17 protein-coding genes and 1 pseudogene are annotated in these 22956 nt (G+C 72.6%); 7 read left to right on the top strand and 11 right to left on the bottom strand.

The window, feature by feature from the left end; genetic code table 11:
• Positions 1-90 precede the first annotated feature (90 nt).
• The gene (locus A6P39_RS26600; RefSeq protein WP_067052199.1) at positions 91-993 is read left to right on the top strand and encodes a ribokinase; all 903 of its coding nucleotides are present in this window, start codon (positions 91-93) and stop codon (positions 991-993) included.
• Positions 990-1370, top strand: coding sequence for a D-ribose pyranase (gene rbsD / locus A6P39_RS26595; protein ID WP_067052201.1), 381 nt, complete (start codon positions 990-992; stop codon positions 1368-1370). Before A6P39_RS26600 ends, rbsD begins: the two co-directional genes overlap by 4 nt.
• Positions 1371-1590: 220 nt before the next feature.
• On the opposite strand, the gene A6P39_RS26590 is transcribed toward rbsD, so the two are convergent.
• Genes A6P39_RS26590 through A6P39_RS26580 form a run of 3 tightly spaced genes read right to left on the bottom strand, consistent with a single transcriptional unit; the run spans position 1591 to position 4720 of the window.
• Positions 1591-2424 carry a sugar phosphate isomerase/epimerase family protein gene (locus A6P39_RS26590; protein WP_067052203.1) on the bottom strand — a complete coding sequence of 278 codons (834 nt, stop codon included), beginning with the start codon at positions 2422-2424 and terminating at the stop codon, positions 1591-1593.
• Positions 2421-3572, bottom strand: coding sequence for a dihydrodipicolinate synthase family protein (locus A6P39_RS26585; protein ID WP_067052205.1), 1152 nt, complete (start codon positions 3570-3572; stop codon positions 2421-2423). The genes A6P39_RS26590 and A6P39_RS26585 overlap by 4 nt, the downstream gene beginning before the upstream one ends.
• Positions 3569-4720 carry a Gfo/Idh/MocA family protein gene (locus A6P39_RS26580; RefSeq protein ID WP_067052207.1) on the bottom strand — a complete coding sequence of 384 codons (1152 nt, stop codon included), beginning with the start codon at positions 4718-4720 and terminating at the stop codon, positions 3569-3571. The genes A6P39_RS26585 and A6P39_RS26580 overlap by 4 nt, the downstream gene beginning before the upstream one ends.
• Positions 4721-4942: 222 nt before the next feature.
• Between A6P39_RS26580 and A6P39_RS26575 the strand changes: the two genes are divergently transcribed.
• A complete protein-coding gene (locus tag A6P39_RS26575) occupies positions 4943-5989 on the top strand; it encodes a LacI family DNA-binding transcriptional regulator (protein ID WP_067052209.1) in 1047 nt (348 codons plus the stop codon).
• Here the strand turns inward: A6P39_RS26575 and A6P39_RS26570 are convergent.
• Complete coding sequence (locus tag A6P39_RS26570) at positions 5958-7283, bottom strand: FAD-dependent monooxygenase (protein ID WP_067052211.1); 1326 nt, start codon at positions 7281-7283, stop codon at positions 5958-5960. The genes A6P39_RS26575 and A6P39_RS26570 overlap by 32 nt on opposite strands.
• Before the next feature lie 154 nt (positions 7284-7437).
• The gene (locus tag A6P39_RS26565; protein ID WP_067052213.1) at positions 7438-7746 is read right to left on the bottom strand and encodes a hypothetical protein; all 309 of its coding nucleotides are present in this window, start codon (positions 7744-7746) and stop codon (positions 7438-7440) included.
• A 385-nt stretch (positions 7747-8131) separates the two neighbouring features.
• On the opposite strand from A6P39_RS26565, the gene A6P39_RS26560 reads away from it, so the two are divergent.
• The 3 genes from A6P39_RS26560 to A6P39_RS26550 all read left to right on the top strand — a co-directional run bounded on the left by A6P39_RS26560 (position 8132) and on the right by A6P39_RS26550 (position 11852).
• A complete protein-coding gene (locus A6P39_RS26560) occupies positions 8132-8932 on the top strand; it encodes a sugar phosphate isomerase/epimerase family protein (protein ID WP_067052261.1) in 801 nt (266 codons plus the stop codon).
• A gap of 400 nt (positions 8933-9332) precedes the next feature.
• Entirely contained in the window at positions 9333-11180 is a 1848-nt protein-coding gene (locus A6P39_RS26555) for a glycoside hydrolase family 3 protein (protein WP_067052215.1), read from the top strand.
• 111 nt (positions 11181-11291) lie between these two features.
• A complete protein-coding gene (locus A6P39_RS26550; RefSeq protein ID WP_067052263.1) occupies positions 11292-11852 on the top strand; it encodes a hypothetical protein in 561 nt (186 codons plus the stop codon).
• Positions 11853-11870: 18 nt separating this feature from the next.
• Here A6P39_RS26550 and A6P39_RS26545 read toward each other — a convergent pair whose 3' ends face one another.
• The 3 genes from A6P39_RS26545 to A6P39_RS26535 form a co-directional block, all read right to left on the bottom strand.
• Complete coding sequence (locus A6P39_RS26545; protein ID WP_067052218.1) at positions 11871-12263, bottom strand: hypothetical protein; 393 nt, start codon at positions 12261-12263, stop codon at positions 11871-11873.
• A 129-nt stretch (positions 12264-12392) separates the two neighbouring features.
• The gene (locus A6P39_RS26540; RefSeq protein ID WP_067052220.1) at positions 12393-16130 is read right to left on the bottom strand and encodes an ABC transporter ATP-binding protein; all 3738 of its coding nucleotides are present in this window, start codon (positions 16128-16130) and stop codon (positions 12393-12395) included.
• 180 nt (positions 16131-16310) lie between these two features.
• Positions 16311-17246, bottom strand: a complete 936-nt coding sequence (locus A6P39_RS26535; protein WP_067052222.1) for a serine hydrolase — start codon at positions 17244-17246, stop codon at positions 16311-16313.
• Between the two features lie 145 nt (positions 17247-17391).
• Between A6P39_RS26535 and A6P39_RS26530 the strand changes: the two genes are divergently transcribed.
• On the top strand, positions 17392-19680 hold the full coding sequence (locus A6P39_RS26530) for a glycosyltransferase family 39 protein (RefSeq protein ID WP_067052224.1): 2289 nt from the start codon (positions 17392-17394) through the stop codon (positions 19678-19680).
• Positions 19681-19796: 116 nt separating this feature from the next.
• Here A6P39_RS26530 and A6P39_RS26525 read toward each other — a convergent pair.
• The 3 genes and pseudogenes from A6P39_RS26525 to speB all read right to left on the bottom strand — a co-directional run.
• Positions 19797-20150: pseudogene (locus tag A6P39_RS26525) on the bottom strand (hypothetical protein); the annotation flags it as partial.
• Between the two features lie 97 nt (positions 20151-20247).
• Positions 20248-21933, bottom strand: a complete 1686-nt coding sequence (locus A6P39_RS26520) for a thiamine pyrophosphate-binding protein (RefSeq protein WP_067052228.1) — start codon at positions 21931-21933, stop codon at positions 20248-20250.
• Between the two features lie 23 nt (positions 21934-21956).
• Positions 21957-22925, bottom strand: a complete 969-nt coding sequence (gene speB, locus A6P39_RS26515) for an agmatinase (protein WP_055706451.1) — start codon at positions 22923-22925, stop codon at positions 21957-21959.
• Positions 22926-22956 lie beyond the last annotated feature (31 nt).

The following is a 22956-nucleotide window of genomic DNA, read 5'->3' as shown; positions in this document are numbered from 1 at the left end:
CGTACACCATGGGCACCTCGGGTGTTCCGGGTGGCGGCCGTCCGCCCCGGGCCGGGTCAGGGAGTCACGGGGAGCAAGGGGAGTCAACTGATGTACGACTACGACCTGTTGGTCGTGGGGTCGGCCAACGCCGACCTGGTGATCGACGTCGAGCGGCGGCCGGCCGCCGGCGAGACGGTGCTCGGCGGTGACCTGGCCGTCCACCCGGGCGGCAAGGGCGCCAACCAGGCCGTCGCCGCCGCCCGGCTCGGCGCGGCAACGGCCCTGCTGGCCCGGGTCGGTGACGACACCCACGGCCGGCTGCTCCTCGGCTCCCTGCGCGCGGCGGGCGTCGACACGGTCGGCGTGCTGGTGGGCGGGGCGCCGACCGGGGTGGCGCTGATCACCGTCGACCCGTCCGGGGACAACAGCATCGTGGTCTCCCCGGGCGCCAACGCCCGGCTCACCCCGGCGGACGTCCGCGCGGCGGGCAGCCTCTTCCACGCCTCCCGGGTGGTGTCGGCGCAGCTGGAGATCCCGCTGGAGACGGTCGTGGAGGTGGTACGGCAGCTGCCCCCGGACAGCCGCTTCGTCCTGAACCCGTCACCGCCCCGGCCGCTGCCCACCGAGGTGCTGGCCGCCTGTGATCCGCTGATCGTCAACGAGCACGAGGCGCGGGTGATCCTGGGCGAGGCGGGCGTGAGCGAGGAGCCCGCGGACTGGGCGAAGCTGCTGCTGGCCAAGGGGCCGCGCTCGGTGGTGGTGACGCTGGGCGCGCAGGGGGCGCTGGTGTGCGACGCGTCGGGGGTGACGCGGGTGGAGCCGGTGAAGGTGGACACGGTGGACACCACGGGCGCGGGTGATGCCTTCACCGCCGCGCTGGCCTTCGGGCTCGGGTCGGGGTCCTCTCCCGCCGAGGCGTCGGCCTACGCGGCCCGGGTCGGCGCGGCGGCCGTGACCAGGCGGGGTGCGCAGGAGTCGTATCCGACGGCGCAGGAGGTCGACGCGCTGTGAAGAAGGCGGGGATCCTCAACCGTCATCTGGCCGGTGCGCTCGCCGAGCTGGGGCATGGCGACGGGGTGCTGGTGTGCGACGCGGGCATGCCGATCCCGGCCGGGCCACGCGTGGTGGACCTGGCGTTCCGGGCCGGGGTGCCGTCGTTCGCGCAGGTGCTGGAGGGTCTGCTGGCCGAGCTGGTGGTGGAGGGCGCGACCGCGGCGCAGGAGCTGCGCGGCCCGGGCCGGGCACTGCTGGAGGGCCACTTCCAGGACCTGGAGCTGGTCCCGCACGAGCGGCTCAAGGAGCTGTCGGCGGGCGCCCGGCTGGTGGTCCGCACCGGGGAGGCGCGGCCGTACGCGAATGTGCTGCTGCGGTGCGGGGTGTTCTTCTGAACAGGTGACATGACGAGGGGCTCACCCGGACCGACGGCCGGGCAGGCCCCTAGTGCTGCGACCGGAACGGTTCACCGGCTCGCGACGCCCGGCACGGCACCTCGCCGCGTTGCCGCATCACCCGAGTACATCCAGTACACGGGCGATGCTCCGCCTTGCGATGCACCGCACCGGACGCCGCGAGCTTTCCGGCAAACCTTTCCGGCCACAGCACTAGCGGTCACAGGAACGCGCTGTGGAAACGCTCCACCGTCTGCGCCAGCACCTCCCGGCCGTCCCGGGCCCACAGCTCCTCGTTGAAGAGTTCGACCTCGATCGGGCCGGTGTAGCCGGCCGCCTCCACGTGGCCCCGCCACTCGCGCATGTCGATCGCGCCGTCGCCGATCTGGCCCCGGCCGTTGAGGACGCCCTCGGGGAGCGGGGTCGTCCAGTCGGCCAGCTGGAAGGTGTGGATACGGCCGCCCGCGCCCGCCCGGGCGATCTGCGCGGGCGCCTGGTCGTCCCACCAGATGTGGTACGTGTCCACGGTCACGCCGACCTGGGGCGCGGGGAAGCGCTCGGCCAGGTCCAGGGCCTGGGCCAGGGTCGAGACGACACAGCGGTCGGAGGCGTACATGGGGTGCAGGGGCTCGATGGCGAGGCGTACGCCGTTCTCCCCGGCGTACGGGGCGAGTTCGGCCAGGGCGTCGGCGACGCGTTCGCGGGCCGCCCGCAGGTCCTTGCTGCCGGGCGGGAGGCCGCCGGAGACCAGGACGAGGGTGTCCGTGCCGAGCGTGGCCGCCTCCTCGACCGCCCGCCGGTTGTCCGCCAGCGCCACCGCCCGGGCCCCGGGGTCGATCGCCGTGAGGAAGCCGCCGCGGCACAGCGTCGTCACCGTCAGGCCCGCCCCGCGGATCAGTTTCGCCGTCGCCTCCAGGCCGTACTCCCGGACCGGTTCCCGCCACAGGCCCACGTGTCCCACGCCCAGCCGGCCGCAGGCGTCGGCCAGTTCCGGCAGCGACAGCTGCTTCACCGTCATCTGGTTGATGCTGAACCGCGAGAGATCGGCCGTCATGAGGTCACCCCGTACAGCGACAGCAGGTTCTTCATCCGCTCCTCGGCGAGCTTCGGGTCCGGGAACAGGCCGAGGGCGTCGGCCAGTTCGTAGGCGCGGGCCAGGTGGGGCAGGGACCGGGCCGACTGGAGGCCGCCGACCATCGTGAAGTGCGACTGGTGGCCCGCGAGCCAGGCCAGGAAGACCACGCCCGTCTTGTAGAAGCGGGTCGGGGCCCGGAAGAGGTGGCGGGACAGCTCGACCGTCGGGTCCAGCAGCCCCCGGAAGCCGGTCGCATCGCCCGTGTCCAAGGCCCGTACCGCCTGCGCGGCCAGCGGGCCCAGCGGGTCGAAGATGCCGAGCAGGGCGTGGCTGAACCCCTTGTCGTCGCCCTCGATCAGCTCGGGGTAGTGGAAGTCGTCGCCGGTGTAGCAGCGGACGCCGGGCGGCAGCCGGCGGCGGAGGCCGATCTCCCGCCGCGCGTCCAGCAGGGACACCTTGATGCCGTCCACCTTTTCCGGGTGCGCGGCGATGACCTGGAGGAACATCTCGGTCGCCGCGTCCAGGCCGGCCGAGCCCCAGTAGCCCTCCAGGGCCGGGTCGAACATCGGGCCCAGCCAGTGCAGGATCACCGGCTCGGCGCACTGGCGCAGGAGGTGGCCGTAGATCTCCTGGTAGTCCTCGGGGCCACGGGCGGCGGCGGCCAGGGCCCGCGACGCCATCAGGATCGCCTGGGCGCCCGACTCCTCGACGACCGCGAGCTGTTCCTCGTAGGCCGCGCGGATCTCCGTCAGCGAGCCGCCCGTGATCTGGTCGGTGCCGGCCCCGCAGGCGATCCGGCCGCCCACCGACCGTGCCTCGGCGGCGCTGCGGCGAATCAGCTCGGCCGCGCCCGCCCAGTCCAGGCCCATGCCGCGCTGGGCGGTGTCCATCGCCTCGGCGACGCCGAGTCCGTGGGACCACAGGTGGCGGCGGAAGGCGAGGGTGGCGTCCCAGTCGACGGCGGCGGGTGAGCCGGGGCTCGTGTCGGCGAACGGGTCGGCCACGACGTGCACCGCCGAGAACACCGTACGGGAGGTGAAGGGGGTGCCCGGCCTCACCGCCAGGGGCTCGGCCCGGGGTTCGTACGTCCGCAACGTGCCGTCGGCGGAGGGGAGTTGGATGGTCACAGCCCGATCTCCGGTACGTCGATGCGGCGGCCCTCGGCGGAGGACCTCAGGCCCAGTTCGGCGAGCTGCACGCCCCGGGCGCCGGCCAGCAGGTCCCAGTGGTACGGCGCGTCGGCGTAGACGTGCTTGAGGAACAGCTCCCACTGGGCCTTGAAGCCGTTGCCGAAGTCCCCGTTGTCCGGCACTTCCTGCCACTGGTCACGGAAAGCCTCGGTGGCGGGGAGGTCCGGGTTCCAGACCGGCTTGGGGGTCGCGGAGCGGTGCTGGGCGCGGCACTTGCGCAGGCCGGCCACCGCCGAGCCCTCGGTGCCGTCGACCTGGAACTCCACCAGTTCGTCGCGGCCCACGCGCACGGCCCAGGAGGAGTTGATCTGGGCGACGGCGCCGCCTTCGAGTTCGAAGATGCCGTAGGCCGCGTCGTCCGCCGTGGCGTCGTAGGGCTTTCCGCTCTCGTCCCAGCGCTGCGGGATGTGGGTGGTGGCGAGGGCCTGGACGGAGGTCACGCGGCCGAACAGCTCGTGCAGGACGTACTCCCAGTGCGGGAACATGTCGACGACGATGCCTCCGCCGTCCTCGGCGCGGTAGTTCCAGGAGGGGCGCTGGGCCGGCTGCCAGTCGCCCTCGAAGACCCAGTAGCCGAACTCGCCGCGGACGGACAGGATCCGGCCGAAGAAGCCGCCGTCGACGAGCCGCTTCAGCTTCAGCAGGCCCGGCAGGAAGATCTTGTCCTGGACGACGCCGTGCCGGATGCCCTTCGCGTGCGCGAGGCGGGCCAGTTCGAGTGCTCCCGCGAGGCCCGTCGCCGTCGGCTTCTCGGTGTAGACGTGCTTCCCGGCGGCGATCGCCTTCTTGACCGCCTCCTCGCGGGCGGAGGTGACCTGGGAGTCGAAGTAGATGTCCACGCTGTCGTCCGCGAGGACCGCGTCGATGTCCGTCGAGACGTGCTCCAGGCCGTGCCGTTCGGCGATCTCCCTGAGCGCGTGCTCGCGGCGGCCGAGCAGGATCGGCTCCGGCCACAGCACGGTGCCGTCGCCGAGGCCGAGGCCGCCCTGCTCACGCAGGGCGAGGATCGACCGGACGAGGTGCTGGCGGTAGCCCATGCGCCCGGTCACGCCGTTCATGGCGATACGCACCGTCTTGCGTGTCACGTCAGTCCCCTCTGGTACACGTATAGCAAGCGCTTTCTATTACCAAGAAACTAGCCTCTGGACAGTGGTCCGTACAAGACCGTTGCCCCTTCGAGTTGTTCGAGGGGGCGAACAACTCGGGTCCATGGCTTTAAGGTCTGCTCGACGGTTTCTCGGAACCAGCAGCAGGACCTGGCTGTCTACGAGGGCGTACGACACGAAGCGCGACCGGAGGACGACGACATGACGGTGACCCTGGCGGACGTGGCGGCCCGCGCCCAGGTCTCCCCCGCGACGGTGTCGCGCGTACTGAACGGCAACTACCCGGTGGCCGCCTCCACGCGCGAGCGGGTGCTGCGGGCGGTGGACGAACTGGACTACGTCCTCAACGGCCCGGCGAGCGCACTGGCCGCGGCGACGTCCGACCTGGTCGGGATTCTGGTGAACGACATCGCGGACCCGTTCTTCGGGATCATGGCGTCCGCGATCCAGGCCGAGATCGGGGGTCCGGGCGGCCGGGCGGGCGGCGAGCGGCTGGCGGTCGTCTGCAACACCGGGGGCTCCCCCGAGCGCGAGCTGACCTATCTGACCCTGCTGCAGCGGCAGCGGGCGGCGGCCGTGGTGCTGACCGGCGGTGCCGTGGAGGACGCGCCGCACGCGGCGGCGGTCGCGGCGAAGCTGCGCAAGCTGGCCGAGGCCGGGACCCGGGTGGTGCTGTGCGGGCGCCCGCCGGCCCCCGGGACCGAGGCCGTCGCCCTCGCCTTCGACAACCACGGGGGCGCGCACCGGCTGACCGAGCACCTGATCGGCCTCGGCCACCGCCGCCTCGGCTACATCGCCGGCCCCGAGGAGCGCACGACGACCCGGCACCGGCTGGAGGGCCACCGGGCGGCGCTGGCCGCGGCGGGCATCGAGGAGGACCCGCGCTGGACGGTGTACGGCCGCTACGACCGCCGGTCCGGGTACGAGGCCACGCTGGAACTGCTGCGCCGGGACTCCGGGCTCACGGCGATCGTCGCCGCGAACGACTCCGTCGCGCTGGGGGCGTGCGCGGCACTGCGGGAGTCGGGGCTGCGGATTCCTGACGACGTCTCCGTGGCCGGGTTCGACGACCTGCCGTTCAGCGTCGACGCGGTGCCGTCGCTGACCACCGTGCGGTTGCCGTTGGCCGAGGCGGGGGCCAGGGCCGGGCGGATCGCCATGGGGCGGGAGGAGCCGCCCCCCGGCGGGATCGCGACGGTCCGGGGGGAGTTGATGGTCAGGGGGTCTTCGGGGGTGCCCCGGGGGTGACGGATCCCGGAGTGACGGACCGCGGGGTGACGGACCCCGGGGTGCCGGACCTCGGGGTGACGGACCGCGGGGTGACGGACCGGCCCAGCAGCGGCAGCGGTGCCTCGCCCCTCCTGCGGTCCCGGTACCAGCGGCGGCCCGTGTCGTAGGCCACCCGGGCTTTGCGCACGACCGGGATCTGGTTGGCCAGGTGGGCCTGGTAGCGCCAGGGGGACTCGCGGCCCGTGCGGACCGCCATGGCGTACGCGAAGGAGACCGGGTCACGGTCCAGGTAGTCGTCGAGCTGCTCGAACCAGGCCATGCTGGAACGCGCTCCGGCCTGGACGGGATGCAGTTCCGCGCGGCGGTGCTCGTCGTACGCCCGCAGCGCGACCCGGGGGTCCGGGTACTGCGCGAGGCTGTGGGCCAGCACGATCGCGTCGATCATCGCCAGCCGGGTGCCGGAGCCGAGCGTGAAGTGGGTGGTGTGCGCGGAGTCGCCGGCCAGGACCACATTGCCGTCCACCCACGTCCTGTTGCTGATGTGCGTGAAGCGCTGCCACTGCGCCGGCGCCCCGCGTGAGCTGCTGATCAGGGAGTGCCCGTCGAGCGCGCGGTGGAAGATCTTCTCCAGCAGCGGTACGGCCTCCTCGGGCTCCATCGCGTCCAGGCCCAGGCCCTGCCAGGTCTGCGGGGAGCACTCCACGATGCAGGTGCTGATGCCCCGGATCGACGGGTAGGCGTGGAACCAGATCCAGCCGGCCTCGGTCTCCTCGAAGCAGAAGACGAAGCTGTCGAACTGCTGGTCCGTACCGAGCCAGATGTAGGGATTGCGGCCGGTCTCCGTCTTCGTGCCGAAGTGCTCGGCGCGGCTCTGCCGGATGCGGCTGCTCGCCCCGTCGGCGGCCACGATCAGGTCGGCCTCGGGCAGGTCGGCCGGGTCCGCCAGGCGCTCGCCGTGCCGTACGTCCACGCCGAGTTGCCTCGCGCGCCGGGTCAGCGCCTCCAGCAGGGCCGCGCGGCCCATGCTGTAGCCGTAGCCCCCGAAGTACGCCGTACCGTCGTGCCGGGCGCCGTGCAGCTGGATCTGCTGCGCCTGCCAGAGCACGGAGCCGGCGCTCACCGCCCGGGCGCTCTCGGGGTCGTTGCCGTGCAGGATGTCCAGCAGGTCGTCCCAGTACACGACGCCCCAGCCGTAGGTGGCCTCCGGCGGGTCGCGCTCGATCACCGTGATCTCGTGCCCGGCGTCCCGCAGCTTCGCCGAGATCGAGAAGTACAGCCCGGCCGGGCCTCCGCCCACGCAGACGATCCTCATCCGGTCACCGCCTTCACAGCCGCCGCATCCCCTGGATCCTGATCGGTCCGGGGTGGTCCTGGTCGATCCGGGTACTGATATGGATCCGGGTGCCCATCGGCCGGGCACCCGGATCCACCTTTCACTGTCAGGGGTGTGGCTTCACAGCCGGCGTTCAGCAGCCCCAACCGCCGCCGTCGCCCCAGCCGCCGCCGCCCCAGCCGTCGCCCCAGCCCCAGCCGCCGCCGCCGTGGTCTCCCCAACCCCAGCCGCCGCCGCCGTGGTCTCCCCAGCCCCAGCCGCCGCCGTGGTCGTCGCCCCAGCCCCAGCCGCCGCCACCGCCGTGGTCGGACGCGACGACATTGGCCGGAGCCGCAGTGGTGGTGGCTGCGCTGGCGGCACCGGCTCCGGCCGCCAGGGCCAGAATGGGAGCCGAGCAGACTGCGATGGCCACTCTCTTGATACGGGTGGTGTGCGCGCGCATGATGAGCCCCTCTCCGAGGGTGTGGTTGCTTACCGGCGGCCGTTTCCAGGCCGCTCTCGTGCGCTTCAGAGCCTGCGCGCAGCTCTGCGCGGAGGGTCCGCCGCCCGCGATGGCGATCCGCGGCGGATCAGTCACTTCCGGTTCTATTCGGATATAAGTGACGTTCGTGATTAAACGTACGATGAGACAGCGGGGAAGTCAAAGGCAGGCCCAGGGCGCGAAGCGGAGAACCGGCAAAAGAATTCAACCTACTTGAAGTCTTCAACCGTCGGGTGTCCACCGGAAACCCCCGGCGGCCGCGTCCGGGCCGGCGGCTGGATCTGCACCGGCCGGGTGAGCGACGATGGGGGTACGCATCGGCGAGTGACGAGTAGGGTCCGTGACCATGAAGCTTGCCTTCTCCACCCTCGGGGTTCCCGGTCTGCCGGTGCCGGAGGTACTGGCGCTCGCCACGGCGCACGGCTACCACGGGGTCGAGCTGCGCGCCCATCCGGAGGAGCCCGTGCATCCGGGGCTCGGGGCGTCCCAACGGGCGGACGTGGCGGCCGAGTTCAAGGCGGCCGGGATCGAGGTCCTGAGCATCGCCGGGTACGCGCGCGTGGCGGCGCCCGGCGAGGACGCCCCGGTGCTCGACGAGCTGCGCCGGCTCCTTCACCTGGCCCATGACGTGGGCGCGTCCTTCGTCCGGGTCTTCCCGGGCGGCGACCCGGCCCTGCCCGCCGCCGAGACCGACGCGATCGCCGCCCGGCGGCTCGGGACCGTCGCCGAGGACGCCGCCGCGCTCGGGGTACGGGTTCTGCTGGAGACCCACGACTCGCACCGCACCGGCGCCGCCGCGATCCGCGTGCTGGGCCCGGTCGGGCACGGCCACGTGGGCGCGCTGTGGGACGTGATGCACACCTGGCTGGGCGGCGAGCAGCCCTCGGAGAGCTACGCGGCCCTCGCCCCGCATCTGGGATACGTGCAGCTCAAGGACATCGCCTCGGCCGACGACACGACGCCGCTGCCCCTGGGCTCGGGGGTGCTCCCGCTCACCGAGTGCGTGGACGTGCTGTGCCGGCACGGGTGGGACGGGTGGCTCTGCTGGGAGTACGAGAAGCGGTGGTACGCGTCGGCCGCGCCGCTCGCGCAGTTGCTCGGCGCCGGCCGGGAGCATCTGCTGAGGTTGCTGGACGAGGCGGCGTAGATCCCGGGCCGGGGTACGGCCGCCGGCCCGGACCCCGTGGCCCTCCGGGGCGCTCAGCCGGCCAGTGCCGCGAACGCCTCGTGGAAGCCCGACGGGCGGCCGGCGGGCGGTCACCCGGCGGCGGAGGGAACCCGTCGCCGGACGGCACCGTCCAACGCCCGGACCGCCGGACTAGTGCCCCGCGCCGTGGCGTCGGCCCCTCGCGACTGGCCGCGAACGCCGACCCACCCTCTCCGCCGCGGCGCGGCCGGCGGCCCGCCGCCACCGGCGCGCCCCCTCCCATGCGCCGGTGGCGGCCGCCTGCGCGGGTACTGTGCATTGCCTTGACGGAAAGAAACTTCCCGGATATTGGTGCTCTTTGGAAGTTTCCTTCAGCGGTTCTCCTCCGGAAGGAGCGCACGTGCCCGACACCAGCACGGGAGACACGGGAAACACCGCACGGCCGTCCAGACGCGCCGTTCTCACCGCCACCGCCGGCCTCACCGCCACCGCCGCGCTGACCGTGCGGACGCCGGCCGTCCACGCCGCGGGCAAGGCCCCCGACGAGGGCCGGCTGCGCACCCTGATCTCCCGGATGACGCTTCAGGAGAAGGTCGGCCAGCTCTTCGTGATGCGGGTCTACGGCCACTCCGCCATCGCCCCCGACCAGGCCGACATCGACGCCAACCGCAAGGAGCTCGGCGTCCGCACGGCCGCCGAGCTGATCGCGGAGTACCGCGTCGGCGGGATCATCTACTTCACCTGGGCCCACAACACCCGTGACCCGCACCAGATCCGGGACCTGTCCAACGGCATCCAGAAGGCTTCCCTGGACCGGCCGCGCGGCCTGCCGGTGCTCATCGCCACCGACCAGGAGCACGGGGCGGTCTGCCGGGTCGGCAAGCCCGCCACGCTCTTCCCGGGCGCGATGGCACTCGGTGCGTCCGGCTCCCGGTCCGACGCGCGGATGCTCGGCCGGCTCTCCGGCGCCGAACTGCGCGCGATGGGCATCAACCAGGACTACTCCCCCGACGCCGACGTCAATGTGAACCCGGCCAACCCGATCATCGGCGTGCGTTCCTTCGGCGCCGACCCGGACGCGGTCGCCACGCTGGTGGCCGCCGAGGTGAAGGGCTATCAGGAGTCCCGGGTCGCGGCGACCGCCAAGCACTTCCCGGGCCACGGCGACACCGCCGTCGACAGCCACACCGGCTTCCCGGTCATCACCCACAGCCGGGACCTGTGGGAGAAGCTGGACGCCGTCCCGTTCCGGGCCGCGATCGCCGCCGGCATCGACTCGGTCATGACCGCCCACATCCAGTTCCCGGCCCTGGACGGCTCCGGCGACCCGGCCACCCTCTCCCACCCGGTCCTCTCCGGCATCCTGCGCGGCGAACTCGGCTACGACGGCGTCGTGATCACCGACTCCCTCGGCATGGAGGGCGTGCGCACCAGGTACGGCGACGACCGGGTGCCGGTGCTCGCGCTGAAGGCCGGGGCGGACCAGCTGCTCAACCCGCCCTCGATCGACGTGGCCTGGCACGCCGTGCTGAAGGCCGTACAGGACGGCGAGCTGACCGAGTCCCGCCTGGACGAATCGATCCTGCGCATCCTGCGCCTGAAGTCCCGGCTGGGACTCTTCGACCAGCCGTACGCCGACCGGGCGGGCCTGGAACGCACGGTCGGCACCAAAGCGCACCTGGCCGCCGCCGACCGGATCGCCGAGCGCACCACGACCCTGCTCGTCAACGAGGACCGCATCCTCCCTCTGGACCCGCGCAGCGAGCGCCGGGTCCTGGTCGTCGGCGCGGACCCGGACTCCCCCTCCGGCACCACCGGCCCGCCCACCGGCGTCCTGGCCGCCGCGCTCACCGGACTCGGCTTCACCGCCACGGCCCTCGCCACCGGCACCTCGCCCTCCGCCGCGGCCATCTCCAGGGCGGTCACGGCCGCCCAGGACGCGGACGCGGTCGTGGTGGCGACGTACGACGTCACGACCGGCAGCGCCCAGCGGACCCTGGTGCAGCAGCTGCTGGCCACGGGCAGGCCACTGGTGGCCCTGGCCGTCCGCAATCCCTACGACGTGGCCCAGTACCCGGCCGTGAAGGGCTGCCTGGCGTCCTACGGCTGGACCGACGTCGAGGTGCGCGCCGCGGCCCGGGTGATCGCCGGGCGGGTGTCGCCGCGCGGGAAGCTGCCGGTGCCGGTCCAGCGGGCGGACGATCCGGCGCAGGTGCTGTACCCGATCGGGCACGGGCTGACGTACTAGGCGTACGCCACACACCGGGCGTACCACCGTAGTCAGGCGCAAACCCTCCCGAACGGCTGGCGTGGCACCGGCGCCCCGGGCCACGCTGGGCGGGGGTGTCGGGGGGTGACGATGCGCGCGAAAGGTGCCTCAGGGCTGGCATGTCTGCTGCTGGCCGTCCTGCTGACCGGCTGCCGGGGCCAGGCGGGCACCCCCGTGGGCGACGCCCGCCCCACCGCGGCCGGCGGCTACGGCACCGGCTTCCTGGCCGTCGGCAGCTGCAGCTCCTTCGGCACGACCGGTGTCACGGAGGTGCCCTGTGCGAGCGAGCGGGCGGCGGCCCGGGTCGTCGCCCGCTACGACGGCGCGGCGGCCGACGGCCCGCTGTGCCCGGCGACCACCGACTTCGTGCTGCACATCGGCACCCAGGGCTACGCCTGCATGCGCGAACTGGAGCCCCCGCACCCGGGCGACCCCGGCGGCGGAGGCGGCCCGCGCACGATCCCCGGCGACTGCGTCTACGCCTCGGGCACGGGCCAGGTCCGCGAGACGGCGTGCGACGGCTCGGGCGCGCACCGGCCGCAGTACCGGATCACCGAGGCGGCCGCGACGCGCGCGCAGTGCCCCGCCTCGACGGTGCTGTACGTCCAGCTGGGCGGGACGAAGCCGGTGGGCTGTGCCAGGCGGGTGTGAGCCCCGCCCGGCGCCCGCTCAGCACATGATCCAGCCCGAGTCCACCGAGTCCCGGCCCACCGAGCCCTTGATCCACACGCAGCGGTGACCGGCGTACACGGTGACCGGGCCCGCGAAGCGCCGGTAGCTGCCCTGGTCGGTCACCGGGCGGTTGCCCCGGGCCTGGACGCTGACCGACATCGTCTGCGCCGAGCCCGGCTGTCTGGCGATGGTCAGCGCACAGACGTAACCGTCGTTCTTGTACACGTGCGTGACACCGGTGCTGAACGACAGGGCCCGCACCTCGCGTCCGGCGCAGGAACTCTGCACGTCCGCCTGTGCGGTACCGGACGCCACGAGCGCGAGCCCCCCCGACGCCGCCAGCACGGCCGCCCCGAGCGCCAGCCGCCGGCGTATCCCACCACTGTCCACTGTTGTCCTCCCCGTTCCCCGTCTCGGTCGCCTTCCCCCGACGGCTCCGTACTGATGTACGGACGCACGAGTGTGTCGTACGGTTGCACGACCGTCAGCGGAACGCATCTCTCCGCCCATGGACCGGCCTCAGCGGGAGGCGCCCACCGGCTCCTCCGGTTCGGCCCCGCCGACGAAGGTCCGCCACAGCTCGGCGTACCGGCCGCCGCGGGCCAGGAGTTCGTCGTGGGTGCCGTCCTCCGCGACCCGGCCGTGGTCCATCACCACCACCCGGTCGGCGCGGGCCGCGGTGGTCAGGCGGTGGGCGACCACCAGCGTCGTACGGCGGCCTGACAGCCGGTCGGTGGCCTGGTTGACCTGGGCCTCGGTGGCCAGGTCCAGGGCGGCCGTGGCCTCGTCCAGGAGCAGGATGTCGGGGTCGACCAGCTCGGCGCGGGCGAGCGCGATGAGCTGGCGCTGGCCGGCCGAGAGATTGCGGCCGCGCTCGGCGACCTCGTGCAGATAGCCGCCCTCCAGCCGGGCGATCATCTCGTGCGCCCCGACCGCCCGCGCCGCCGCCTCCACCTCGGCGTCGGTGGCGTCGGGACGGCCGTAGGCGATGGCGTCGCGGATCGTGCCGGGGAAGAGGTACGCCTCCTGCGGGACCACCCCGAGCCGGTGCCGGTACGACGTCAGGTCGAGGGCGCGCAGGTCCGTGCCGTCGGCCGTGACCCGGCCGCCGGTGGGGTCGTAGAAGCGCGCGACCAGCTTGACCAGGGTGGACTTGCCCGCGCCCGTCTCGCCGACGAAGGCCACCGTCTGGCCGGCGGGGATCGTCAGGTCGATGCCGGTCAGCGCCTCCTCGGCGCCGTCGGCGGCGCCGTACGCGAAGTGCACGTCCTCGAAGGCGATGTCGCCGCGCAGGGACAGCACCTCCAGTGGCTCCTCGGCCGACTTCGTGGAGGTCGGCTCGCGCAGCAGCTCCTGGATCCGGCCCAGCGAGACCGTGGCCTGCTGGTAGCCGTCGAAGACCTGGGACAGCTGCTGCACCGGCGCGAAGAACAGGTCGATGTAGAGGAGGTAGGCGACCAGGGCACCCGTGGTCAGCGTGGCCGCCTCCACCCGGTGGGCGCCCTCGATCAGCACGCACGCCGAGGCCACCGAGGACAGCAGCTGGACGAAGGGGAAGTAGACCGATATCAGCAACTGGCCGCGGACACGGGCCCGGCGGTAGTCGTCGCTGCGCCCGGCGAACCGCGCCGCGCCGTCCCGCTCGCGCCGGAAGGCCTGCACGATCCGCAGCCCGGCCACCGACTCCTGCAGGTCGGCGTTGACCACCGACACCCGCTCACGGGCCAGTTCGTACGCCTTCACGCTCGCCCGGCGGAAGAAGACGGTCGCGACGACCAGCGGCGGCAGGGTCGCGAAGACGACGAGCGCGAGCTGTACGTCGATCACCAGCAGGACGACCATGATGCCGAAGAAGGTGACCACCGAGACGAACGCCGTGACCAGGCCGGTCTGCAGGAACGTCGACAAGGCGTCGACGTCGGTCGTCATCCGGGTCATGATCCGGCCGGTCAGCTCGCGCTCGTAGTAGTCGAGGCCGAGCCGCTGGAGCTGGGCGAAGATCTTCAGCCGCAGCGTGTACAGCACGCGCTCGCCGGTGCGCCCGGTCATCCGGGTCTCGCCGATCTGCGCGGCCCACTGCACCAGCACGGTCGCGAGGCCGAGCAGCGAGGCCGCCCAGACCGCGCCGAGGGCCATCTTCGTCACGCCCGCGTCGATGCCGTGCCGGATCAGCACCGGCAGCAGCAGGCCCGCGCCCGCGTCCACGGCGACCAGCCCCAGGCTGATCAGCAGGGGCGCGCCGAAGCCGCGCAGCAGCCGGCGCAGTCCGTAGGAGTCCTCGCGGCGCACCGCGCGGGCCTCGTCGACGTCCGGGGTGTCGGTGGCCGGGGGCAGCGCCTCGACCTGGGCGAGCAGTTCGGGGGTGGCGGGGGTACCGCCGAGCGCCGTGCTCCCGGCGTTCTTGGCCGCACGGTCGCCGGTCCACAGCCGGGGGGTCACACCCCGCTCCGCGTCGAACTCGGCGTCCAGCTCCTCGCGCAGGGTCGTGTCCTGCGCCGGGGCGGCCGACTGGGCGTGCCCCGGGGAGACCCCGCCCAGCTCGTCCGGGTCGGTCAGCAGCCGGCGGTACAGCGCGCACCGCTCCTGGAGTTCCTCGTGGGTGCCGAGGTCGGCGAGCCGACCGCCGTCGAGCACGGCGATGCGGTCGGCGAGGTTCAGGGTGGAGCGGCGGTGCGCGATGAGGAGGGTGGTCCGCCCCTCCATGACGTGCTTCAGCGCCTCGTGGATCTCGTGCTCGACGCGGGCGTCCACGGCCGAGGTGGCGTCGTCCAGGACGAGCAGGCGCGGGTCGGTGAGCAGGGCGCGGGCGAGCGCGACGCGCTGGCGCTGGCCGCCCGAGAGGGTCAGGCCCTGCTCGCCGACCTTGGTGTCGTAACCCTCGGGCAGCTCGGCGATGAAACGGTCCGCCTGGGCGGCCCGGGCGGCCGTGCGGATCTCCTCGTCGGTCGCGTCCGGGCGGCCGTAGGCGATGTTGGCGCGCACCGTGTCGGAGAAGAGGAACGAATCCTCGGGGACGAGCCCGATCGCTGCCCGCAGCGAGTCCGCGGTCAGCTCGCGCACGTCGTGGCCGCCGATCAGGACGGCGCCGCGGGTGACGTCGTAGAAGCGCGGCAGGAGCAGGGAGAGGGTGGACTTGCCGGAGCCGGAGGAGCCGACGACGGCGAGGGTCTCGCCGGGGCGTATCTCGAAGCTGAGTCCGTCGAGGACCTTCGAGCCGTTCCCGTACCCGAAGGACACGTCGTCGAACTCGACGGTCGCGGGCGCGTCGGCCGGCAGCGCCTTCGTGCCGTCCTTCATCGTCGGCTCGGTGTCGATCAGCTCCAGGACGCGCTCGGTGCCGGCGCGGGCCTGCTGGCCGACCGTGAGGACCATCGCGAGCATGCGGACCGGGCCGACCAGCTGGGCGAGATAGCTGGAGAAGGCGACGAACGTGCCGAGCGTGATGTGCCCGCGCACGGCCAGCCAGCCGCCGAGGGCCAGCATGGCGACCTGGCCGAGGGCCGGGACGGCCTGGAGGGCCGGGGTGTACTTGCTGTTCAGGCGTATGGTGCGCAGCCGCCCGGCGAAGAGCCTGCGGCCGACCTCCCTGAGCTTGCCGGTCTCCTGCTCCTCCTGCCCGAAGCCCTTCACCACGCGTACACCGCTCACGGCGCCGTCGACCACTCCCGCGACGGCGGCGGCCTGGGCCTGGGCGTACCAGGTGGCCGGGTGCAGCCTGCTGCGGCTGCGCCTGGCTATCCAGCCGAGCGCGGGCGCGACGGCGAGGGCGACCAGGGTCAGCGGCAGCGACAGCCACGCCATGATCGCCAGGGAGATCACGAAGAGCAGGACGTTCCCGATGGTCATCGGGAGCATGAAGAGCAGGCCCTGGATCAGCTGGAGGTCGCTGGTGGCCCGGCCGACCACCTGCCCGGTGGACAGCTCGTCCTGGCGCCGCCCGTCGAGCCGGGTGATGGTCTCGTACATCTCCGTCCGCAGGTCGTGCTGGACGTCGAGGGCGAGCCGGCCGCCGTAGTAGCGGCGGATGTAGGTGAGGGCGTAGACGAGGACGGCCGCGCCGATCAGGCTGCCGGCCCAGGGTGCCATCGAGCGGGTGTGGTTCCCGATCACGTCGTCGATGATCACCTTGGTGATCAACGGGACGACGGCCATGACGGCCATGCCGGCCAGGGAGGAACCGAGGGCGAGGACGACGTCTTTCGGATACCGCCAGGCGTAGGCCGCCAGGCGCTTTGCCCATCCCCGTTGCGCTGCCACGCGGGTGCCTTCCGTTCGTTCGACCTGCTCTGCCTCAAGGCACCAACGCACAGGTGAACGGATTTCATCCCTCCGCAACAAAACGCTCCGCCGGCCCGGCCCCGGCCTTTTCCGGGTGCGGGTCCGTTGTGGCCCGGCCGCCGCCGGGCCGGCGGTGCGCGTGAGGGTGACGGGGCCGGTTCAGCCCTGCGGCGGCACCGCGACGAAGGCCTCGCTCGGCCGGCTCGTCGGGATGTAGACGGCGGTGGCGGAGGTGGTCGGTACGAGGTCCTTGTGGATGGCCTCGGCGATGTTCTGGATGGTGGTGACGCCGTAGTCCATGGTGCTGTTGTCCTGGGTCAGCACCGAGATCATGTAGTCGTGGCCGGCGCCGTTGAACGTGCCGAGGCTGTGCACGCGCCAGCCGTGCGTCGAGCGCTGCAGCCAGCCGTTCTTGACGTGCACGGCGACGGTGGACGGCGCGCCGGCCGGGGTGCCCCAGCGCTGCGCGGGGATGACCTGGCCCATCAACTTCAGGATGTAGGCGCGGGAGTTGTCGCTCAGCACGCTGTTCCTGGCGGTGAGGAGCCCCAGCAGCCGCTGCTCGTCGGTGACGTTCTCCTGGGTCAGACCCCAGTAACCGCCCGTGCCCGGCACGGTCTTCGTCATCCCCGCGGCGGCCAGGAAGCCCTTGATCTTCGTCATGCCCAGCTGCTTCCACAGCTTGCTGGTCGCGTCGTTGTCCGACGCGGTGATCATGGCCGTGGCGAGCGAGTCCTCGGTGTCGGTCAGATACCGGTTGTGCTTCTTGGCATCCCACAGCAGCGTCGCCAGCACGGTGACCTTCACGGTGCTGGCCGAGTCGTAGGCGCTGGTGGCGCGCAGTGTGCAGGTGGTGCCGGTGCTGCGGTCGTACAGACCGAGGGCGACCGTGCTCGTGCGGTTCGCCAGGGCGGCGGTGATGTCCTTCTGGAGCTTGGCAGCGAGGGGCGCCTTGGCGGACGTACAGCTGACGGCGGGCGTGACGGCGGCGGCCGGCGTGGCGGCGGCGGTGACGGCGGTCGCGGCCGGTATGAGCAGTGCGGCGCCGAGGGCGGCACGAAGCGCGCCGGTACGTCGTGATGTCCGGGAATCCATGCCCCAGTTGACTCGCGGAGGCGGTCGAATGGTTGCACACCTGTTCTCACCGACGGGTGCGGGGCTCACCCGTCTCTCACCGACCCACAGCTTCCGCCCAGGTGCACCACAGCGCGCACCCATCGCCGGTCTGCAGGGTGCAGTGGTGACCTCTGCCACCGATCCCATCCCCCACGCCCCGACGACGACCCCGGGTCCGCCGTCACCGACGCCGACACCGACGCCCGCCGCCGAGCCGGAGCGCGCACCGCGCTGGTCGCTGCCCGTGCTGCTCGCGGTCATGCTGCTGGCGGCCGTGCTCTACACCTGGAACCTGTCGGGCTCGAACCTCAACAGCTTCTACAGCGCCGCCATCTACAGCGGCACGCAGAACTGGAAGGCCTGGTTCTTCGGCTCGCTCGACGCCGGAAACTTCCTCACCGTCGACAAGCCGCCGTTCGCCGACATGGTCATGAGCCTGTCGTGCCGGATATTCGGCTTCGGCACCTGGCAGATGATGCTGCCGGAGGTCGCGGCCGGGCTCGGCGCGATCTGGATCCTGCACTCGTCCGTGAAGCGGTCCTTCGGGCACGCGGCGGCGGCGGTGGCCGCGCTGGTCCTCGCGCTGACCCCGATCACGGTCGCGATCAACCGGGACAACAACCCCGACACGATCCTCGTCCTGCTGATGGTCGGCGGCGCGGCACTCGCCCTGCGCGCCACCCGCACCGGACGGCTGCTGCCGCTGCTCGGCTCGGCGGTCTGCTTCGGCCTCGCCTTCAACACGAAGATGCTGGCGGGCTACATCGCACTGCCCGCCGTCTTCGCCGTCCACCTGTTCGCGGCGCGCCCGAAGCTCGTACGACGGATCGTGAACCTGCTGATCGCCGGCGTGGTCCTCGCGGTCTCCAGCTTCTGGTGGGCGATCGCCGTCTCCCTGGTCCCCGCCTCCGAACGACCGTACATCGGCGGTTCGACGGACGGCACCGCCTGGAACCTGATCATGGGTTACAACGGCCTCGGCCGGATCTTCGGCGGCGAGGGCAACGGCGGCGGAGGGGGCGGAGGGGGCGGAGGCGGCTTCTCCGGCTCCGCGGGCCTCGGCCGGATGTTCAACGACATCCTCGGCGGCCAGATCTCCTGGCTGATCCCGTTCTCGGTGATCGCCCTCGTCGCCGGCCTGATCCTGTGCGGCCGCGCCCCGCGCACCGACCTCACCCGGGCCGCGCTCATCCTGTGGGGCGGCTGGACGGTCCTGCACTACGTCACCTTCGCGACCGCCGAGGGCACGATGCACCCGTACTACACGACCGCCCTCGCGCCCGGCATCGCGGCGCTGTGCGGCGGCGGGGGCGTGCTGCTGCTGCGTGCGTTCCGCGCCGACAAGCGCTGGGCGTGGGTCCTGCCGGCCGCTCTCGCGGTCACCGCGGTCTGGGCGATCGTGCTGCTGCGCCGGGCTTCGGGGTGGCACACCTGGCTGTGGCCGACGGTGGGTGTCGTCATGGCGGCGGCGGTCGTGGGCCTGTTCGTCTTCCGCTCCGGGGCCCGCGCACGGCTCCTCGCGGCCTCCGTCGCCGCGGCGGTCGTCGCGGCGCTCGCGGGCCCGGCGGCGTACGCCTGGTCGCTGCCGTCCGGTTCGGGCGGCGGCGGCATGGGCGGCGTGAACCCGACGGCCGGTCCCTCGACGGGCAACGGCTTCGGCGGCGGCATGGGCGGCGGCCGGGGCGGCTTCCCGGGCGGCGGCGAGATGCCGGGCGGCGGCCGGAACGCGGAGGCCGGCGGCGGGTTCCCGGGCGGCGGCACCGCACCCGGCGGCTCGGCGACCGGCATGCCCCAGGGCGGCGCCTCGGCCGGGGAGTTGCCGGGCGGCGGCCGGCAGGCCGGTGGCTTCCCGGGAGGCGGGCAGAGCGGTGAACTCCCCGGCGGCCAGGGCGTGTCGGGCGGCACCGGTGCCGCGGGCGGCGAGCCGGGACGCACGGGCAGCGGCCGTACGGGTACCGGCATGGGCGGCGGCCCGGGCGGGATGGGCGGCGCGAACAGCGGGCTGATCGCGTACCTGAAGAAGCACCAGGACGGCGCCACCTGGCTGCTGGCGGTCTCCAACTCGCAGAGCGCGGCCCAGATCGAGCTGAGCGCCAAGGTGCCCGTCATCTCCATGTGGGGCTTCACCGGCACCGACAAGGCGATGACCGTCGCCAAGCTCGAGGAGCTGGTCAAGAAGGGCGAGCTGCACTACATCCAGATCGGCGGCGGCATGATGGGCGGCGGCCCCGGCGGCGACAGCAACAGCGTGTCCTCCGAGGTCACGGCCTGGGTGAAGAAGCACGGGACGCTGGTGAAGGAGAGCGCGTACAGCAAGAGTTCGACGTCGTCGCCCTCGAAGGCGTCCTCGCCTTCGTCCGCTTCCACCAACCAGTCCGCGATCTATCGCCTTGACCCGTCGGACGTGAGCTGAACCCCATCACAACCCGCAGCGCGCCAAGCCCTCCTGCCGGCCTTGGCGCGTTCTGCCGTCAACGCAGTGACGACCCGGCCGGCGGGGACATGAGCGGCTGACCGACCGCTACTTGTTCACGCCTCGGTGAACAGCTCCGCCGCGTCCGTGGCGTGCATGGCTCGCTGGGCCCATGCTTCCAGCCGGCCCAGGTCCGTGCAGGACTGGACCCGCTCGCGTACAGCATCGGGCACGGGCAGCTTCCGCCATTCGAGGATCTGCAGGACCATCTCGGCCTTGGCCTCAGCCCGCCCTTGCTTCGCCTGGGGGTCGGCCAGGCAGGAGTCGACGAACTGCACGAAGACCGCGGCACTGTCCGGGTCGATGGTCCGCAAGGCGGCGGCCAGGGATTCCAGTATGGCCGGACCCAGCGGGCCACTCCCGTGTGTCGTGGCCGAGAGCACCGCAAGGGGGACGTCCTTCTTCTGATCCACGTGTTCGGGCGGGGCCTGGATCAGGAGCTGAAGGAGATCTTCGTCGGTGAGCTGTGGGGGCAGGGTGCTCGTCTGGGAGAACTCCGGCTAACCCCTAACCGAGATGCGTCGGCGCGAACATCCGCAGGACTGCGGGGAGTACGACCACCGACGGGCCCGGCGCCGCCAGCGCCTTCGCCAGGTCCTCCTCCAGGGTCTCCGGGGTCGTACGGACGCCCGGCACGCCGAAGGACTCGGCCAGGGCCACGTAGTCCGGGCGCGCCAGCTCCGTCGCCGTCGCCTGGCCGAAGGCGTCCGTCATGTACTCGCGGAGGATTCCGTAGCCGCCGTCGTCGACGATCAGCCAGGTGACGGGGAGGTCGTACTGCTTGGCCGTGGCCAGCTCGGCGATCGAGTACAGGGCACCGCCGTCGCCCGAGACCGCCAGGACGGGGCGGGTCGGGTCGGCCGCCGCAGCGCCCAGCGCCGCCGGGAAGCCGTAGCCGAGGCCGCCGGCGCCCTGGGCCGAGTGCATGAGGTTGGTGCCCCGGGGGTCGAAGGCCGACCACGCCCAGTACGCCAGGATCGTCATGTCCCAGAAGGACGGGGAATCGGCGGGCAGGGCGCGTCGGACGGCCCCCAACACCTCGTGTTCCAGGCTGAGTTCCTGAGACGCGATGCGCTCACCGACTCGGGACAGCAGCTCCCGCACCCGCTCCGGCGCGGACTCGTCCGTCCGCTCCGCCACCGTCTCCAGCAGTGCCTGCAGCGCCAGGCGGGCGTCCGCGTGGATGCCCAGCGCCGGGTGGTTGGACTCCAGCTTGCCGAGGTCGGCCTCGATCTGGATCACTCGGCCTCGCGGCTTGAACGTGTGGTAGTTGGAGGAGAGTTCACCGAGGCCCGAGCCGACCACCAGGAGTACGTCCGCGTCCTCCAGGAAGTCCGTCGTGTACCGGTCCTCCAGCCAGGACTGCATCGACAGGGGGTGCTCCCACGGGAACGCGCCCTTGCCGCCGAAGGTGGTCACGACCGGCGCCTGCAGCTTCTCGGCCAGCTGACGCAGCTTGCCCGACGCGTCCGACCGTACGACCCCGCCGCCCGCGATGATCGCCGGACGCTCGGCCCGCGACAGCAAGTCGGCCGCCACCGCCGTCAGTTCGGGGCGCGGGACCACGTCCTCGGGAGTCGCGTCCGGCGCCGTCACCACCGGCAGGGCGGTCGGAGCCAGCAGTACGTCCTGCGGGATCTCCACCCATACCGGGCCGTGCGGGGCCGTCAGCGCCGACTTCCAGGCCGCCGCGATCGCGGACGGGATCTGGGACTGGGCGCGGACCGTGTGGACCGACTTCACCACGCCCCGGAACGACGCCGACTGGTCGGGGAGTTCGTGCAGGTAGCCGTGGCGGCCGCCGCCCAGGCCCGCCGTCGGGACCTGGCTGCTGATCGCCAGGACGGGGGCGGACGCGGCGGCCGCCTCCTGGAGTGCGGCCAGTGACGTGAGGGCGCCCGGGCCCGTCGAGAGCAGAAGAGGCGCGGCCTCGCCGGTGACGCGGCCGTACGCGTCCGCCGCGAAGCCCGCGTTGTTCTCCACCCGCAGGCCCACGTAGCGCAACGACGACCTGCGCAGGGCGTCGAACATGCCGAGCGCGTGCTGGCCGGGCAGCCCGAAGACCGTCGTCGCGCCGAGCCCGGTGAGCGTCTCCACGACCAGGTCTCCGCCGTTGCGCCCCGGGGGAGGGTTCAGGGCCGCGGTGATCTGCGTCTGCGTCGGGCGGAGTACCAGGTCATGGTCGTGAGTCACAGCTCTCGTTCCCCTAGGGAGAGTCAGGCGTTGCGGGCCGCCGCGATCTGGCGGCTCATGATGGTGGTCAGTTCGTAGGCCGTGTGGGAGGCCGCGACCGAGGTGATCTCTGCGTGGTCGTACGCCGGCGCCACCTCCACCACGTCCGCCGAGACCAGGTTGCAGGATGCCAGGCCGCGCAGGATCTCCAGGAGTTCGCGGGAGGTCATGCCGCCCGCCTCCGGGGTGCCGGTGCCGGGCGCGTGCGCCGGGTCGAGGCAGTCGATGTCGATGGAGATGTACAGCGGGCGGTCGCCGATGCGCTGGCGCAGCTGGTCGGCGACCTCGTCGGCACCGCGGCGGTAGATGTCCGCGGAGGTGACGATGCCGAAGCCCATCTTCTCGTCGTCGGTGAGGTCCTGCTTGCCGTACAGGGGGCCGCGGGTGCCGACGTGGGAGAGGGCGGAGGTGTCGAGGATGCCCTCCTCCACCGCACGGCGGAACGGGGTGCCGTGGGTGTACTCGGCGCCGAAGTAGGTGTCCCAGGTGTCCAGGTGGGCGTCGAAGTGGAGCAGGGCCACCGGGCCGTGCTTCTTCGCGACCGAGCGCAGCAGGGGCAGGGCGATGGTGTGGTCGCCGCCCAGGGTCATCAGGCGGGCGCCGGTGCCGAGCAGCTCGTCCGCCGCGGCCTCGATGGTCTCGACGGCCTCGTTGATGTTGAACGGGTTCACGGCGATGTCGCCGCCGTCCGCGACCTGGGCGAGGGCGAACGGGGAGGCGTCCTGCGCCGGGTTGTAGGGGCGCAGCAGCCGGGACGCCTCGCGGATGGCGTTGCCGCCGAAGCGGGCGCCCGGCCGGTACGAGACGCCGGAGTCGAACGGCACGCCCACGACGGCGACGTCGGCGGTGCCGACCTCGTCCAGGCGGGGCAGCCGGGCGAAGGTCGCGGGCCCGGCGTACCGCGGGATGCGGGAGGAGTCGACGGGGCCACGGGGCGTCTCGTTGCTGCTCATAGCTGAATGCCTTCTTTCTTGCGCTTCGTCG

Origin of the sequence: Streptomyces sp. FXJ1.172 (genome assembly GCF_001636945.3) — a bacterium.
GTDB lineage: Bacteria > Actinomycetota > Actinomycetes > Streptomycetales > Streptomycetaceae > Streptomyces.
Note: the sequence above shows the minus strand (reverse complement) of the source record. Positions and strands in the feature narration are given on the sequence as shown.